This window comes from Pseudomonas sp. FW306-02-D09B (genome assembly GCF_058782685.1).
Genome location: NZ_JBYSXY010000019.1, coordinates 1 through 15,465, shown reverse-complemented (window position 1 = coordinate 15,465; position 15,465 = coordinate 1). Strand labels below are relative to the sequence as shown.

The following is a 15,465-nucleotide window of genomic DNA, read 5'->3' as shown; positions in this document are numbered from 1 at the left end:
CCGGTCGATCGGGCGTTGCCGCCGAAGGGTCGCAGCCTTCGGCGGTGCCTATGGGATGTGTGTGTGTGTGCAGCCATCTGAACAGGCACTGCAACAGGCGGCGATCCTGGCGATCGCGCCTGCAAAGACAGCCGGGCGGATGATCGGGGGGTTACCAGGTCAGAACGGCCCCGACGGCGAAGGTATCGGTATTCTCGTTCTGGGCAATGGTTTGATGGCCTTTGATTTCAAACTGGTTGTATTCGGCAACCAGCTTGAGGTTGTCATTGACCTCATGGAACAGTGCCACACCGCGGGTTTGGTAATCCGCCCCGCTGCCGACTACGCCATTACCATCGTCCTTGGTTTTGCCATAAGACAGCGCCAGGCGATTCTTGCCGAGCGTGTAGGAGCCCTGCAGCAAGTAGCCATCGCTGTCGACATTTCTCAGGGTCGGCTGGCCGGCGTTGTTGGTAAAGAACGGATTGATACCCTTGGCCTGAAAGCCGGAACCGGTGAGCGACAGCCCGCCCATCTTCGCCTGTACGCCGTAACCGACGCCTTTGGAGGTGACCGAGTTGACGGTAGAGTCGGTGTTGTCCGAGGTCTGGTAGCTGCCGTTGACCCAACTGTAAATCTTCGCCCCCGCTACATCGAACTGGTAGGTGATCTCGCTCTCGGTGCGAGGGTTCTGCTGATAGGCCTTGCCGGTCGGACTGCTGTCGTTGGTGCTCACCGGATCCATGATGCCCACCGCGACTCGCAAGCCGTCCATGACCGGCGTGCGGTAGGTGATCTGCGAGGTGGGGAATGGGTACGGATAACCGCTGCCGATATTGCCGAACGACACCCCGCCGCCATCGACCAGGCCCAGGCTATCGCTGACCTGACCATACCCGGAGAGCAGTTCATCGAGCAGGATGTTGGAGCGCGCAAACAGCCCGAAATCCTTACCGATCAGCACCTCGCCCCATTCCGGATTGGCCACGGTGCCATAGAACTGGCGCACGTCGATGGCGGTGTCGGTGCCCTTGGTCTGGCTATCGTTGATGCTCACCCAGAAGGACGCCCGGGCCCCGAGTTTCAGGTCATCGACCTGCTTGCCCATGTTGAAGCCCAGATAGTTGGGCAGAAACCCCATCTTCACCCGGGCCTGGCGGCGGTCGAACTGATCGCCGGCGCGATCAACCTTGCTGTTCACGTAAAAGGCATTGATGTAGCCGTCGGTAGAGAACGTGGTCTGGTCCTTGTCGTACAGCATGATATCGGCCTTGGCGATGGCGCTCAGGCCAAGCATCGACAGGCCGACAATGACCGCGGGCAGAAGATGGGGCAAATTCTTATTGTTGTTGTGCATGGCGCGCTCCGAAATCGGGGGACGAAATGTCGGAGGCGATTATCGAAAGCTGGCGAACAGCCTTATACAGTGCCTTGGAGGGGGTTGGCAGATGCTTTGGGCCAGTGAGTGTGGCGCGATGATTTGGACCCTGACCGGGTCACGCCACGGTGCAATACTTAAGGTGCAAGCCTTGTGAGCAGCTGCAGAACGGCTACGACAACGCCATAGCCGAGAGCTTTTTCAGCGTCTAAAGCAGGAACGGATCACGCCAAAAATCCATACCACGCGGCAAGATGCCCGTTGCGATGTTTTCGATTAAATCGAGATGTTCTACAACGCGAACAAAGCACTGGGACGGTGACCAAACCGTCCCAATGCCAAACAAGCAGTGCTTTTTTTCCTTGAATCACCTAACGAAGGATATTCAGACACACCACCTTGGGTTGCGTCATTTCCTCATAGGCGAAGCGCACCCCTTCCCGCCCCAGGCTGCCGTACTTGAAGCCACCAAATGGCATCGCGTCGAAGCGATAGTCGGAGGAGTCGTTGATCATCACGCCCCCGGCTTCGATCCTGCGCGCAGCGCTCATGGCCGTTGCCAGATTATTGGTGAAGATCCCCGCATGCAGGCTGTATTCCGGTTCGTTCGCCAGGGCGATAGCCTCATCGAAGGTCTCGAAGGGCTGCAACATCACCACCGGAGCAAACACTTCGTTGCGCCACAGCCGGCTGGCGCGATCGACATTTTCCAGCACGGTCGCTGTGTAGCATGCGCCCTGACGCTGATTACCGCACAGTAACCTGGCGCCCTCCAGCAGGGCTTCGCTCACCATTTGCTCAGCTTGTTTCGCCGCCTGCGGGGTAATCATTGGGCCGATGTCGGTGCCAGCCAGCGCCGGGTCGCCAACCACCAGAGCCTGAGCCTGATTGACGAAGCGCTCGCGGAAAGCCTCATAGATCGAGGCCTGGACCAACAGGCGCTGAGTGCCGATGCAGTTCTGTCCCGCCGCCCAGAAGGCCCCGGACAGGCAACTCTCGACGGCCGCGTCAAGGTCGCAGTCGCCCATCACGATCACCGGCGCATTGCCGCCCAGGTCCATGGTCAATTTCTTCAGGCCAGCGATACGGGCAATCTGCTCACCCGTAGCGAATCCACCGGTAAAGGAAATCATCCTCACCTCACGGGCGGCTACCAGGGCCCTGCCCAACTCTGCCCCGCCGGTGGCGACCGTGACCACTGACTCCGGCAGCCCGGACTCGACCAGATACCTCACCAACCTGATGGCCGACAACGGCGCCAGCTCGGACGGCTTGAGAATCACCGCGTTGCCGCCGGCAATCGCCGGGCCGAGCTTATGTGCTACCAGATTCAACGGATCGTTGTACGGGGTGATCGCCACAATCAAGCCCAGTGGTTCGCGGGAGAACCAGCCCTGCCGCGACTCGGAGCCTTCATAGGCGTCGAACGGCAACACTTCGCCAGCATTGCGCGTGGCCTCTTGCGCGGAAAGCTTGAGGGTGTTGATACACCGTTTGACTTCTTTCTCCGCCTGCTTGAGGGTCTTGCCGGCTTCGTCGACGATCAACCGGGCAAAAGTGTGGGCGTCGCGCTCTATACTCAATGCCGCCTGTTCAAGGATCCGTGCCCGGAGATAACGCGGTAACCCGGCGCTGGCCTGAGCTCCCTTGCGGCCTTGCTCCAGCAACTGCGGAACCTGTGTCGTACAGACGTCCGCTACGGTCCCGACGACGCTGCCGTCAAAGGGGTTCAGTACATCAATTTGATTCTCCACAATGGCCAGGGCCGGACGCGATAGGTTCACAGGCCTTCTCCTAGTTGTGTGCAACGGACTGATGGATATTGATGATGTCCGAGAGCAGCGCGAACGCAGTTTCCGTGCGCCCGGCCCCCGGCCCCGAGACCGTCACCGTGCCGAGCAAACTGGTAGTGAATGACACCGCGTTAGTTGCACCGCAAATACCGGCCAGCGGGTGATCGTTGCTCAGCAGCCGGGGTTCGACATGGGCACTGACCGAACCATCGGCATGCCGTGTGGCGGCGCCGATGAGCTTCCAGCGCGCACCGTCCTGACGGGCTCTTTCGATATCACTGAGGTTGAGGCCGCAAATACCCTTGCAGCTGACATCGCTGACGTTCAGTTTGGCGTCCAGCAGTTCATTGGCCAGGATCACTACTTTGAGGCGTACATCATGCCCCTCGACATCCGCAGTCGGGTCGGCTTCGGCGTAGCCCAGTTCCTGAGCCTTGCTGACCGCCTCGGCGAACCCCAGCCCGTCCTCCATGCTGCTCAACACAAAGTTGGAGGTGCCATTGAGAATCCCCTCGAAGCCGAGTATCGAGCTGCCCGCCAACGACTGCTTGGCCAGGCGGATCACCGGAGTGCCGCTCATCACCGAGCCTTCGTATTCAAAGGCGACGTTATTGCGTCGAGCGAGGTCCTTGAGCTCCGCAGCGTGCAAGGCAATCGGCCCCTTGTTGGTGGTGACCACATGCTTGCTGCCTTCCAGCGCCCAGCGACAGAACGAGGTGGCCGGCTCACCGTCGACCGGGTTGGTGAAAGTCGCTTCGACAACGATGTCCGCACCGGAGTGTTTGATCACAGCTTCATTGAAGGCTTCGGCATCTCCTCCCGGCAACTGCGCCAGAGCACCCTTGACCGCAGGCAAGTTAGCCAGCTGACCGGCATCCAGTCCTTCGCAGCCAATCACGCAGCCGAGGAACAGGTCGGTGACACCGACAATTTTCAGGGTAAAACCCAATTCTTTTTTCCAGCTATCGTTACGCTCGGCAATCAGTTGAGCCAATGCCCGGTTGACACCACCGAAGCCGACCAGCGCCAGTTTGTATTCAGTCATTTTTTATCGCCCTTGATCCGAATGATGGGTTGCTGGGCACTAGATTAGGCGGGCAGCCAAGGCAGTGAAATATGGCTATTTGCTCTATTTTATGGGCGTTTTGACCAGTGGTTGGGCAAAGCGTCAGGCATAAAAAAAGCCAACATGCGTTGGCTTTTATATCGCGGCAAAGCGGCTAGACAACAGACGAAAGCACGAATGAGGTTACGGTGTTTTCCACCCCAGGCAACGCGGATATTTCATTCCAGACTTTATGCACTCGCTCCGGGCTCGCGGCACCGACCCGCAGCATCAGATCGAACTCGCCGCTCATGACATCGCACTGGATAACTTCCGGAATCTGCCGCAGGGCCTGCAGCACTTCCGCGCCACGCATACGATCGTAGCGATAGACGAAAATCACCGCATTGATATTCGAAGAAGTCTGCCGCCCCTCCCCCGTACGCACCGTGTAGCCCTGTATCGCCCCGTCGCGCTCGAGCCGTTCGATGCGCTGGCGTACGGCATTGCGCGACAGGTTGACCCTGGCCGCCAACTCGGCGTGGGCGACCCGGGCGTTGAGCCGCAGTTCGGCGATGATGCGCTCATCGAGAGGATCCAGAATTCGCTTCACTTAGCCTCCTTTACAGCGTCTTCACAGAGCGCCGAGCAGTTGATGGATGATCTCGAGGTCATCGGGCTGAATCCGGGAAACCTGTGACGGCCCTTGCCCCGGCACCGGGCTGCGCCGAGCCGGCGCGGTGATCCCCAGTTCGCCGAGCAATAGCGCGGACTTGGCCGGTGAGATCTCGCCCAGGGTGACCATGGGCGCCACAAGACTTCGGCGGTACAACCGGGCCGCAAGGACACCAGTGGCGGCATGAGGGTCGATGACATAACCGGTATCGCGATACAGCGAGGTGATTTCCTTCAGGGTCTGCTCATCACTGACCGAGTAGGAATCGATGATCATCCGCGCCTGTAGCCAGAACTCGTTGGCGATGCTCATCTCGCCGCTGGATTCGAACTCGACCATCAATGCGCTCACCGCCTGATAGTCGTGTCCATAGAGTTCCCAGAGAAAGCGCTCGAGGTTGGAAAAGATCGACAAGTCCATGGCCGGAGACAAGGTCTTGTTGGCCCGCAACCGGGAGTAGTGGTTCTTCAGGAACAACTGATGCAGCGCGTCGTTTTGATTGGTTGCGACAATCATCTGGGTAATAGGCAGGCCCATCTTTTGCGCAATATAGCCGGCGTAGACTTCAGCGAAACTCGCTGCCGGCACACTGAAGCCGATGGGGCGCTGTCCACCCCCCAGTTGCAGCACGGCATGGAAATAAAACACTAGCTGCGCCAGCACGCCGACCCAGTTGTTCGAGTTGAAACTGATGGCCTCGTATTGCGCGCACGGCCATTGCCGGAACAATCGGGTGACGATGGTCTGGCACTCGTCGAAGCTGCCATTTACCGCGAATCTGTGGACCCTGGGATGAGCCACCGCCTGCAGATCCTGTAACTGCTGCTCCGGCATGCCGGACTCCGGATAGATCACCACTACCATCGTATCGTCGCAGTGCTTGAACGCCTCGATGGCGGCCAGCCCGGTATCGCCGTTGGTGGCCCCCAGGACGATTCCGCGGCGCTGGCGTTTGCGCAGAAAGTATTGCACCAGTCGCGCCTGTAGCTGGGCGGCAAAGTCTTTCGAGGAACAGGTCGGCCCATGGAACAGTTCCAGCACCCATTCATTGCGGTCGACCTGGTGCAAGGGCGCGACGGAGCGATGGCTAAAGGTACTGTAGGCCTCCTTCAGCAGGCGTTTGAAATCCGCCTCGGGAATGGCATCGCCGACAAAAGGACTGATGACCCGATAGGCCAGTTCGTCATAGGGCAAGGTCGACCAATTGGCGATTTCCTGTGGCTCGAATAGCGGCAGGCCAACAGGCACGAACAGCCCGCCGTCGTCGGCAACGCCGGATAACACAACCTTTTCGAAATCAGCCTGTACGGCCGAACTTCGTGTACTCACATAGCGCATGGTTGACTCCGGCCATTCATTTATAACGATGTGCCTGCTCGACCAGCCAGGTGGAAAACATCACCGCATCAGGGTGCTGATCGGCTTCGGCCCCCCGCACCAGGTAAAACGACTCGCTGGCCTCGATACGTTGCGCAAAGGGCTCGACCAGACGCCCGTCCTCAAGCATTTCGTCGACCATGGACGAGCGGGCCAGCGCAATGCCCTGCCCTAGCTCGGCCATGCGCAACGTGGAAATCAGGGTATCGAACTGCATACCGGTGGACGAGTCGACGGCGTGCGCACCGACCATATTCAACCAGTAACCCCAACCTTCTTCGTAACCCAGGACATGCAGCAGTGGATGGTGCACCACATCCTCTGGCACCTTCAGCGGCGAGCGGGCCATCAGAGCCGGCGAGCAAACCGGGAACAAGGTGTCCCAGGTCAGACGCTGAGACACCAGCCCCGGCCATTGTCCATGGCCCCAGCGTATCTCCATGTCGTCTTCGCCATCGAGCTCCTTGACCCAGATGTTGCTGATGTAACGGATGTCGACATGCGGATGGGCCTGGCGAAAGTCCACCAGCTTGGGCGCCAGCCAGTGCACGAAAAACGACAGGCTGCCGCGTACCTTGATGGGCCGGCGCTTGTGCTGACCAAAAATCTCGTTGGTCCCCACCGCCAACCGGGTAATCGCATCCTGTACCACCGGCAGATAGGCTTGGCCTTCCTCGGTCAAACCCAGACCACGAGGCAAGCGCTTGAACAGCGCCACCCCAAGGTGGCTTTCCAATTGGCGGATCTGCTGGCTGATTGCGCCTTGAGTCAAAAACAGCTCTTCGGCGGCGTGGGTGAAGTTCAGACAGCGAGCGGACACCTCAAATGCTCGCAGCCAGTTCAATGGGGGTAACGTCTTTTGCTTCATGGCCTGGACCTCATTGACGCCCCCCGCACCGAGCACGTTTGCCCACCTCGTCGACAATGTCTAGAACGCATCGGACGGTTGTGCCAAGGGAGCAAGCGACAAGCGGCGCTCGCGGCTTTTGCGGGTAATGTAATACACGAAGTAGCACCAGGCGATGAACGGCACACCGAAGTACAGGGCCACCCGCTGCTCAGGGTCGAAGGCGATCCCGACACAGGCCAGGCTGCAGCTGGCCAGCGCCCCCAGTGGCACCCACGGGTAACCCCGCACGCGGAACTTCAGGTCGTGGATATCACCGCCATTGGCCACATAGTGTCGACGGAAAGCGATCTGGCTCGCAGCAATGCTCATCCATACCACCACCACTGCCAACCCGGAAATCGACACCAACGCCAGGTAGATAGTGTCGGCGGCAAACACACTACTGAGCAACGACGCCGCGCCACCGACCATGCTCAACACGATGGCATTCAACGGCGTGCCCATGCGGGTCAGGACCGAGAACTGCTTGGGCAGGTGACCCTGGTCACTCAAGGTCCAGAGCATCCGCGAGGCGGCGTAAAGTCCGGAGTTGGCGGCGGACAGCAAGGCGCTGATGATCACGAAGTTCATGATGTCGGCGGAGTACGGAATACCGATGTAGGTGAACACCGTGACGAACGGACTCTCCACCAGCCCGGCCTGTTCCCGGGGAAGCAAGGTCGCCAGGACGAAGATGGTACCGACAAAGAAGATCGCCAGGCGCAGCACCGTGGTGCGAATCGCTCGCGGCACGTTGCGTTGCGGGTCCTTGGTTTCGCCGGCAGCGATACCGATCAGCTCGGTGCCAGAGAAGGCAAATGACACAGCGAGCAAGGTCATGGCAATCGACATGAACCCAGTGGGAAACAAGCCCTCACGGGTGAAGTTGCCCAGGCCAATACTGTGAGCCTGATCGATATGCAACAGGCCGAGAATCGCCCCGCCGCCGATCAGCAGGAACACTACCACCGTCACCACCTTGACCAGAGACAACCAAAACTCAGTCTCGGCGAACAAACGCACCGAAATCACATTGGTCAGAAACACCACTCCAGCGAACAGCGCACTCCAGATCCATACCGGAGTCTGTGGGAACCAGCGCGCCATAAGGATACCGGCGGCAGTGAATTCCGAGCCAATAGCCACGGTCCAGGTCAACCAGTAAAGCCAGGCCACCGTGTAACCGGTCCCCGGGCCGAGAAAGCGTGTGGCGTAGGTGCTGAACGAGCCGGTTTCCGGCATCTGCACCGCCAGCTCGCCCAGGCACATCATGACCATGTAGACCATGAGCGCGCCGATGATATAAGCGATAACCGCCCCCAAGGGGCCGGCCTGGTTGACGGTGTATCCAGACGTTAGGAACAGCCCGGTACCAATGACACCGCCCAATGCCAACATGACAATATGGCGGGTCTGCATTTCCTGTTTAAAACCAGCACGCGCGTTGAGTTGTTGTTCTTTTATGGACATGATTGTTCTCATGAAAGTTATTAGGGCACGCATTCACTTCTGCGATGAGTTACTGGGCAGAATAAAAACAGGTTGCCACTAAGTTTTATTATTATTCCTCTTCATGAAGTCCTCATAGACTGCCTTGTCGTGAGGCATTAACTTTGAAACTTTAGTTGGGTACCTCGGTGCAAGATTCATTGATTGAGGGTTGTGTTTTTACCTGTACCTGTTCATGCCGTGAACGCCTGACATAGGCGAATGCCTGCTTCAGATCGTCGAGCAAATCGTCGGTGTCTTCGATGCCGACCGAGACCCGCACCAGCCCTTCGGAAATACCCAAGGCCAAACGCTCCTCCAGTGTGTTCTCCACATGACTGGTGGTCCTGGCCGGGCCGTAGATGGTTTCCACCGCGCCCAGATTCCCCGCGCAATGGGCAAAGCGCAGGCGTGGTAACAGTACTTTGACGGTGTCCATGCCACCGACCAGGACAAAACTGACGATGGCGCCGAACCCGCGCATTTGCGCGCACGCCACAGCGTGGTTCGGATGACTGGGCAAGCCGGGATAGTTCACCGATTCCACAAGGGGCTCGTTGCTCAGGAACTCTGCCAGGGCACGGGCACTGTGTTGTTGCTGACGCATCCGCAGTGCCAGGGTTTTCATGCCCCGGATGATCAAATAGGCCGAGAAGGGATCAAGCGCCGCACCGTTGATTTCCCGGTAATGACGAACCTTGGCCATCAAGGATTCAACGCCGCACACCAGACCGCCAAGCACATCGCCATGGCCGCTGAGGAACTTGGTCGCACTGTGGATGACTACGTCTACGCCCAATGCCAGGGGATTCTGATTCAACGGAGTAGCGAAGGTATTGTCCGCCACCACCACGGCGCCGACGCGCTTGGCCGCACTCACCAGACGTTGGATATCGAGTATTTTCAGGGTCGGGTTGGTCGGAGTTTCCAGGTAGAGCACCTGGCAGCCTTTGGCGACTTCACGCTCGATCTCGTCATGATCGAAGGTTTCGCACAAGGTCACGTCCACCCCCATGCGCGGCAGGAACTCTTCGAAAATCTTGTTGGTGCCGCCGTAGCTGTCCTTGGTGGAAACTACCCGATTGCCGTGGGCAAGGAAGGTATAAAGCACACTGCTGATGGCCGCCATGCCGCTGCTGAAGGCCACCGCGGACTCGGCCTTTTCCAACTCGCAAATTTTCGCTTCGAGGGTCTCGACCGTCGGGTTGCTCATGCGGCTGTAGATAAATCCCGGAGCCTTGCCCAAAGCCACGTCGTACCAGACGTCAATGTCGTCGTAACCGTAGGCGGCACTGACCACGATAGGTGTTTGCGTGGCGTTATAGGGGTGCCTGACTTGCTCCCCGCCCCAGACCGCTCGGGTTCCCGTTCCGGCGTTATCAAGCCCTGCGCTGTCAGGTTTATTGTTCATTGAGACTACTCGCACTGAAGGGTGGCGACTGTTGAGTCATTCGCCGGGTCTGGTCGCCAATATAGTCAAAAGGATTGCACCCGAGAAACGATGTAATCAGTGCCAAAGGGCCGCTTTTATTAATGGCTGTTGATGTGCGAGGAAATCGAAATAGCTAACGCTTGTACCGTACGCCTCTCATTTTCCAGAGACTTATCCAAACCTCCGATTCATATACCAGTTGAAGGCGACGTCTTAACGTTCAGTCGAAAGGAAACCATATTTTCTGGTTCTTCACGGAATACCAGGAAACACAGAAACCAGAACGCCGATTTGATAGATGATGTTCGTGCGAGCAAACACATCTAACAAACCGGCGTTCTGATACCCAATATTAATACTTTCCTCCCTACAGTTTGCTCAGGAGTGGCCAGCGATGCGACAGCCCCCTGCCCACTGCCAGTCTTCCAGACCCGCCAACAAGAATCGTCGAGAAGATGATCAGCAGCAGCCAGGCGAACTGGCCCTCGGCCAGGCTCCACTCGGGATGAACCCAGAGAACCGAGACAACCAGCAAAAAGAGCACAGGCAGTGTCGCAAGGCGCGTCAGAAGTCCGGCTGCGATGAATATCGGACAAAACACTTCCGCGAAAATTGCCAGCGACAAGGTCAACCGAGCCCCCATGCCAAACGGGTCTTCGATCAACGTCAGTTCGTGCTCAAAATTGAAAAGCTTGGGCAATCCATGCACCAGCAACAGCATCAGTACACCGGTGATGCGTAGCCAAAACAGGGCCGCATCCGGTGCAGTCGTCGTATTCATATCAGATGTGGACATGTTCCATTGCTCCCCACCGCTCGCCTGAGTGCGCCTCTTCCCCTATCAAGGAAGAGGCGCAATTCAGATCAGTGACCTTCCGATGCGTTAAACATGGTTTTGGCATAAATCAAACCAAGACCATAAGCACCGCCGTGAGCGATAGAGGTTTTCACCGTCTCGTTATAGGTGTCGCTGCGAGCCCAGTCACGTTGCAGTTCCAGCAAGTACTGGAGTGAGGTCATCGGACGCGCACCGGCTTGAATCATGCGCTCGATAGCGCGCTCATGAGCCTCATCCGAAACGTCACCGCACGCATCGCAAATGATGTAGACCTCGAAGCCTTGTTCAAGCGCCGAGATCGCCGGGCCGACAATGCAGACCGAAGTCCAGAGACCGGCAAGAACAATACGGTCGCGACCGATCTTGTTCACGGCAACGGCTATGCGCTCGTCTTCCCAGGTATTCATGCTGGTGCGGTCAATCAGTTCCTGACCGGCAAAAACCGAGGTGATTTCTTCAAACATCGGGCCCGAAAAGCTTTTTTCGGCGACGGTGGTAAGAATGGCCGGAACGCCAAACTCCTTCGCTGCCTTGGAGATCAGTGCAGCGTTATTGCGGAGTGAAACAGCGTCGATGGATTTGGTCGCAAATGACATCTGCGACTGAAAGTCGATCAGGATCAGAGCGTGGTTGCTCGGATTGATCAGACCTTTACCTGGTGCTGCTTTTGCGGTTGCCATAACACTTCTCCGGATATGTTTGAGAGGGGCTATTTTCGGCTTCGCTGTAGCAGAGCGATTGTATGGATGTGCGAATCTGGAAAAATCATGCTGATTAAATTTCTTTTTACGCCCACCGCCTCAGGCGTCCTCGGTCCGATCCAGCCGTTCACGCAAGAATTCAATCAGCGCCTGCACCGGTCGCGAGCCCTGACGATGCTGCGGATAGACTGCCGATAACGTCAACGGCCCGGGGCGGAAGTTGTCCAGCACCGGCACCAGGCGCCCGTCCTTCAAGGCCGAGCCGACAATGAAGGTCGGCAAATAAGTAATGCCCATGCCGGCGATGGCCGCGTCCTTGAGCAATTCACCGTTGTTGACCCGCATCCTTCCGGTGACGTTCACGGTCAGTGGCTTGCCCTGCCCTTCGAACCGCCATTGCACCTGGCGACCGTGGCCGTAAGGCAGGCAGTCATGGCTGTGCAAGCCTTCGGGGTGAACCGGCGTGCCGCGCTCGGCCAGGTAGGCCGGGCTGGCGCAGTACACCCGCTGGATGGCGGCGAGGCGTCGGGCGATCAGCGTCGAGTCTTCCAGCACGCCAATGCGCAATGCCAGGTCGTAACCTTCGCCGAGCAAGTCCACAGGCCGGTCGCTCAAATCCACTTCTACTGTGACTTCTCGGTAACGCTGCAAGAACTGCGGCAGCAAACAGCCCAGATGCGCCACGGCAAACGACAGCGGCGCACTGAGACGAATGGTGCCGCGTGGCTCGGCGGTCTGCCCGGCGATGCCCTGCTCCACGTGTTCGACTTCGCTCAGTAGACGTAGCGCCGATTCGTAATAGCTCTGCCCCAGCGGCGTGACGTCCAGCCGCCGGGTCGAACGATTGAGCAGGCGCACGCCGAGGCGCTCCTCCAATTGCATCAGCCGGCGGCTGACGAACTGCTTGGACAGGCCCAACTGATCGGCCGCCGCCGTGAAGCTGCCGGAGTCCATGACCTGGCAAAAAATACGCATGTCTTCGAACGGGTTCATTGTCACTTCCTGGTTGACAGTTAAACGCTTTATAGCCGCTTTTTCACTTTCAGGCACCTCATTAATCTGTGCTCACGGTGTTGCTGAGACCTGAACCCCAGCGTCACAGCAGCCCGATCCCAAGGCATAAAAACTCGAACGATTGAAAAAGGAATTGACCATGAACATCAAGCAAACCCTCACCGCTTCCCTCCTCGCCCTGTCCATCGGCAACGCTTTCGCCGCCGGCAGCCCCGGCGTCGAACACAACACCCAGGCCTTCCTCGATGCCCTCGCCGCCGGTGGTGGCAAACCGCTGGAGCAACTGAGCCCGAAAGACGCCCGCGCGGTGCTGACCGGTGCCCAGGCCTCGGTGAAGGTCGATCTGTCCGGTGTCGAAGTCAGCGACAAGGCGATCAAGGTCGACGGCCAGACGATCAACCTGAAAGTGGTGCGCCCAGCCGGGGCCAAGGGCGAATTGCCGGTGTTCATGTTCTTCCACGGTGGCGGTTGGGTGCTGGGCGACTTCCCGACCCACCAACGCTTGATTCGTGATCTGGTGGTGGGCTCCGAGGCAGTTGCCGTGTACGTCGACTACACCCCGTCGCCTGAAGCGCACTACCCGACCGCGATCAACCAGGCCTACGCCGCCACCAAATGGGTGGCCGAGCACGGCAAGGACATCGGTGTCGACGGCAAGCGTCTGGCGGTGGCCGGCAACAGCGTCGGCGGCAACATGGCGGCAGTGGTGGCGTTGATGGCCAAGGAACAGAACACTCCGGCCCTGCGCTTCCAGTTGCTGATGTGGCCGGTGACCAACGCCGGGTTCGATAACGGCTCGTACCAGCAGTTTGCCGAAGGCCACTTCCTGACCAAAGGCATGATGCAGTGGTTCTGGGACAACTACACCACCAGCCCGGCCGAACGTGCGCAGATCCATGCCTCGCCACTGAATGCCAGCGCCGAACAGCTCAAGGGCCTGCCCGCCGCGCTGGTGCAGACCGCCGAATTCGACGTGCTGCGTGACGAAGGCGAAGGCTACGCCCGCCACCTCGATGCGGCCGGCGTGCCGGTGACCTCGGTACGCTACAACGGGATGATTCATGACTTTGGCCTGCTCAATCCGCTGAGTCAGATTCCGGAAGTGAAGGCCGCAGTGCGACAAGCGGCGGCTGAGCTCAAGACCCATCTGAACTGAGTCCACATTGTGGCGAGGGAGCTTGCTCCCGCTGGGCTGCGCAGCGGCCCCAACATCCTCAAGACACCGGCGATTTTGCGAGTGCTGCGCACTCAAGCGGAAGCCAGCTCCCTCGCCACAAATGTCATCCAGACTTTGGAGTTCCTCATGTCCTTTCTCCTCACCCACCTGCTGTCCTGGAGCGCCCTGCTTCTGGTACTCGACGCTCTGCTCTGGCACCTCGCCCCGTTCAAGCACAGCGCCTTGCGGGTCGGCGTGCGTCTGGGGTTGTTTCTGGCGTTCAGTGCGCTGGTCATCAACGCCGGCGTCAGCCCGTTGCAGGCGCCGTTGTTCGCCGATGACCCTGTTGCGCAACTGGGCGCCACGGCACTGGGGATTCTCTGGTGGTTGTACGCCGCGCGGGTGCTGACCGAAGTGATCGGTCTGGCCCTGATGCGCCGCATCGGTCACAGCGGTCGGTTGTTGCAGGACGTGATCGGTGCGCTGGTGTTCCTGGCCGCCATTGTCGCTGCCGCCGGGTATGTGCTGGAGCTGCCGGTCAAAGGCCTGCTCGCGACCTCCGGGGTGGTTGCCATCGTGGTCGGTCTGGCGTTGCAGAGTACATTGAGCGACGTGTTCTCCGGCATCGTGCTCAACACCACCAAGCCCTATCAGGTGGACGATTTGGTGATGATCGATGGTGTCGAAGGCAAGGTGCTCGATATCGACTGGCGCGCCACCCATCTGCTGACCAGCGCTGGCACTCTGGCTGTGGTGCCGAACTCGGTGGCGGCCAAGGCCAAGATCGTCAACCTCAGCCGCCCGACCAATCTTCACGGCGTGTCGATCAGCATCATGGTGCCGAACCACGTCCGTCCGCGCCGGGTGCTCGATGCCCTCGACCGTACTCTGCAAGGCAGCAGCAGTCTGTTGCTCGATCCGGCGCCGAAAGCGCTGCTCAAAGAGGCCGGTGAAGAAATGTCCGAATACGTGGCCAGCGGTTTCATCGCCGAACTGGGCAAGAAAGGCGACGTGCGCAATCAACTGTTCGACCTCGCCCATCGACACCTTGAAGCGGCGGGCATCTCGCGGCATCCGGACGGTTTGATCGAACCCTCGAGCCGCGCCCGCGCACTGCTCGATGAAGTGAAGATTTTCCGCTCGCTCAGCCATGAAGAACGCGACCGCCTCGCCGAATCGATGGTGCCGCAGCAGTACACCGCCGGCCAGGTGGTGCTGGATCTGGGCGAAGTGCCGGACAGCCTGTTTGTGATTGCCACCGGTGTCGTCAGCGCCAGCGTGTCCGACGGTAATGGCCTGGCCGAGGCAGGTCGCATGGGACCGAGCGAAGTCATGGGCGAACAGAGCATCCTTGCCGATACGCCGTCCCAGGCGACGTTCACCGCGCTGACTTCCTCCATCATCTACCGTCTCGACAAGAACCTGACCCGCCAGTGTATGGAGCAGCGCAACGAAGTGGGTCAGGCGTTGAACAAGTTGCAAGCGGTACGGCAACAGAACAGTCGGCTGGCGTTGATGGCCAAGCCTGTGCCGGTCAGGAAAGGTGGATTTCTGGGGTGGTTGCAAAAACGTTGAGCAGAAAAATGCCCGCACATCGGCGGCAATGCTGTTCACTTAAGGAGGTCTGGAGGCCTGAGAAGTATCTGTGGCGAGGGAGCTTGCTCCCGCTGGACTGCGTAGCAGGCCCAATTCAGGGCCG

Annotated in this window: 13 protein-coding genes; 2 read left to right on the top strand and 11 right to left on the bottom strand. The window is 59.0% G+C overall.

The window, feature by feature from the left end:
- Window positions 1-151 precede the first annotated feature (151 nt).
- The 11 genes from AC3WK5_RS24995 to AC3WK5_RS24945 form a co-directional block, all read right to left on the bottom strand.
- Entirely contained in the window at window positions 152-1,336 is a 1,185-nt protein-coding gene (locus AC3WK5_RS24995; RefSeq protein WP_103318026.1) for a porin, read from the bottom strand.
- Window positions 1,337-1,728: 392 nt separating this feature from the next.
- Complete coding sequence (locus AC3WK5_RS24990; protein ID WP_103318029.1) at window positions 1,729-3,141, bottom strand: aldehyde dehydrogenase family protein; 1,413 nt, start codon at window positions 3,139-3,141, stop codon at window positions 1,729-1,731.
- A gap of 10 nt (window positions 3,142-3,151) precedes the next feature.
- The gene (locus AC3WK5_RS24985; protein WP_103318031.1) at window positions 3,152-4,195 is read right to left on the bottom strand and encodes a homoserine dehydrogenase; all 1,044 of its coding nucleotides are present in this window, start codon (window positions 4,193-4,195) and stop codon (window positions 3,152-3,154) included.
- 175 nt (window positions 4,196-4,370) lie between these two features.
- Complete coding sequence (locus tag AC3WK5_RS24980; protein WP_103318034.1) at window positions 4,371-4,808, bottom strand: Lrp/AsnC family transcriptional regulator; 438 nt, start codon at window positions 4,806-4,808, stop codon at window positions 4,371-4,373.
- 21 nt (window positions 4,809-4,829) lie between these two features.
- A complete protein-coding gene (thrC, locus tag AC3WK5_RS24975; RefSeq protein WP_103318036.1) occupies window positions 4,830-6,209 on the bottom strand; it encodes a threonine synthase in 1,380 nt (459 codons plus the stop codon).
- 16 nt (window positions 6,210-6,225) lie between these two features.
- Window positions 6,226-7,116, bottom strand: coding sequence for a LysR substrate-binding domain-containing protein (locus AC3WK5_RS24970; RefSeq protein ID WP_103318038.1), 891 nt, complete (start codon window positions 7,114-7,116; stop codon window positions 6,226-6,228).
- 60 nt (window positions 7,117-7,176) lie between these two features.
- On the bottom strand, window positions 7,177-8,607 hold the full coding sequence (locus AC3WK5_RS24965; RefSeq protein WP_103318041.1) for an amino acid permease: 1,431 nt from the start codon (window positions 8,605-8,607) through the stop codon (window positions 7,177-7,179).
- Between the two features lie 151 nt (window positions 8,608-8,758).
- Window positions 8,759-10,036: a cystathionine gamma-synthase family protein gene (locus AC3WK5_RS24960; RefSeq protein WP_103318043.1), complete on the bottom strand. Its 1,278-nt coding sequence runs from the start codon at window positions 10,034-10,036 to the stop codon at window positions 8,759-8,761.
- Between the two features lie 388 nt (window positions 10,037-10,424).
- The gene (locus tag AC3WK5_RS24955) at window positions 10,425-10,853 is read right to left on the bottom strand and encodes a DoxX family protein (protein WP_371919142.1); all 429 of its coding nucleotides are present in this window, start codon (window positions 10,851-10,853) and stop codon (window positions 10,425-10,427) included.
- Between the two features lie 68 nt (window positions 10,854-10,921).
- A complete protein-coding gene (locus AC3WK5_RS24950) occupies window positions 10,922-11,575 on the bottom strand; it encodes a hydrolase (RefSeq protein WP_054596913.1) in 654 nt (217 codons plus the stop codon).
- Between the two features lie 120 nt (window positions 11,576-11,695).
- Window positions 11,696-12,589: a LysR family transcriptional regulator gene (locus AC3WK5_RS24945; protein WP_103318046.1), complete on the bottom strand. Its 894-nt coding sequence runs from the start codon at window positions 12,587-12,589 to the stop codon at window positions 11,696-11,698.
- A gap of 160 nt (window positions 12,590-12,749) precedes the next feature.
- Here AC3WK5_RS24945 and AC3WK5_RS24940 point away from each other — a divergent pair, with 160 nt between their 5' ends.
- Together AC3WK5_RS24940 and AC3WK5_RS24935 are read left to right on the top strand one after the other, a co-directional pair.
- Window positions 12,750-13,766 carry an alpha/beta hydrolase gene (locus tag AC3WK5_RS24940; protein WP_103318048.1) on the top strand — a complete coding sequence of 339 codons (1,017 nt, stop codon included), beginning with the start codon at window positions 12,750-12,752 and terminating at the stop codon, window positions 13,764-13,766.
- Window positions 13,767-13,913: 147 nt separating this feature from the next.
- Entirely contained in the window at window positions 13,914-15,341 is a 1,428-nt protein-coding gene (locus AC3WK5_RS24935) for a mechanosensitive ion channel family protein (protein WP_103318050.1), read from the top strand.
- Window positions 15,342-15,465: the final 124 nt, after the last annotated feature.

What these genes read in the sequence shown, in the direction of transcription:
- AC3WK5_RS24995 (WP_103318026.1), bottom strand. Translation starts at nt 1,336, where the DNA reads ATGCACAACAACAATAAGAATTTGCCCCATCTTCTGCCCGCGGTCATT.
- AC3WK5_RS24985 (WP_103318031.1), bottom strand. Translation starts at nt 4,195, where the DNA reads ATGACTGAATACAAACTGGCGCTGGTCGGCTTCGGTGGTGTCAACCGG.
- thrC (WP_103318036.1), bottom strand. Translation starts at nt 6,209, where the DNA reads ATGCGCTATGTGAGTACACGAAGTTCGGCCGTACAGGCTGATTTCGAA.
- AC3WK5_RS24970 (WP_103318038.1), bottom strand. Translation starts at nt 7,116, where the DNA reads ATGAAGCAAAAGACGTTACCCCCATTGAACTGGCTGCGAGCATTTGAG.
- AC3WK5_RS24965 (WP_103318041.1), bottom strand. Translation starts at nt 8,607, where the DNA reads ATGTCCATAAAAGAACAACAACTCAACGCGCGTGCTGGTTTTAAACAG.
- AC3WK5_RS24960 (WP_103318043.1), bottom strand. Translation starts at nt 10,036, where the DNA reads ATGAACAATAAACCTGACAGCGCAGGGCTTGATAACGCCGGAACGGGA.
- AC3WK5_RS24955 (WP_371919142.1), bottom strand. Translation starts at nt 10,853, where the DNA reads ATGTCCACATCTGATATGAATACGACGACTGCACCGGATGCGGCCCTG.
- AC3WK5_RS24950 (WP_054596913.1), bottom strand. Translation starts at nt 11,575, where the DNA reads ATGGCAACCGCAAAAGCAGCACCAGGTAAAGGTCTGATCAATCCGAGC.
- AC3WK5_RS24945 (WP_103318046.1), bottom strand. Translation starts at nt 12,589, where the DNA reads ATGAACCCGTTCGAAGACATGCGTATTTTTTGCCAGGTCATGGACTCC.
- AC3WK5_RS24940 (WP_103318048.1), top strand. Translation starts at nt 12,750, where the DNA reads ATGAACATCAAGCAAACCCTCACCGCTTCCCTCCTCGCCCTGTCCATC.
- AC3WK5_RS24935 (WP_103318050.1), top strand. Translation starts at nt 13,914, where the DNA reads ATGTCCTTTCTCCTCACCCACCTGCTGTCCTGGAGCGCCCTGCTTCTG.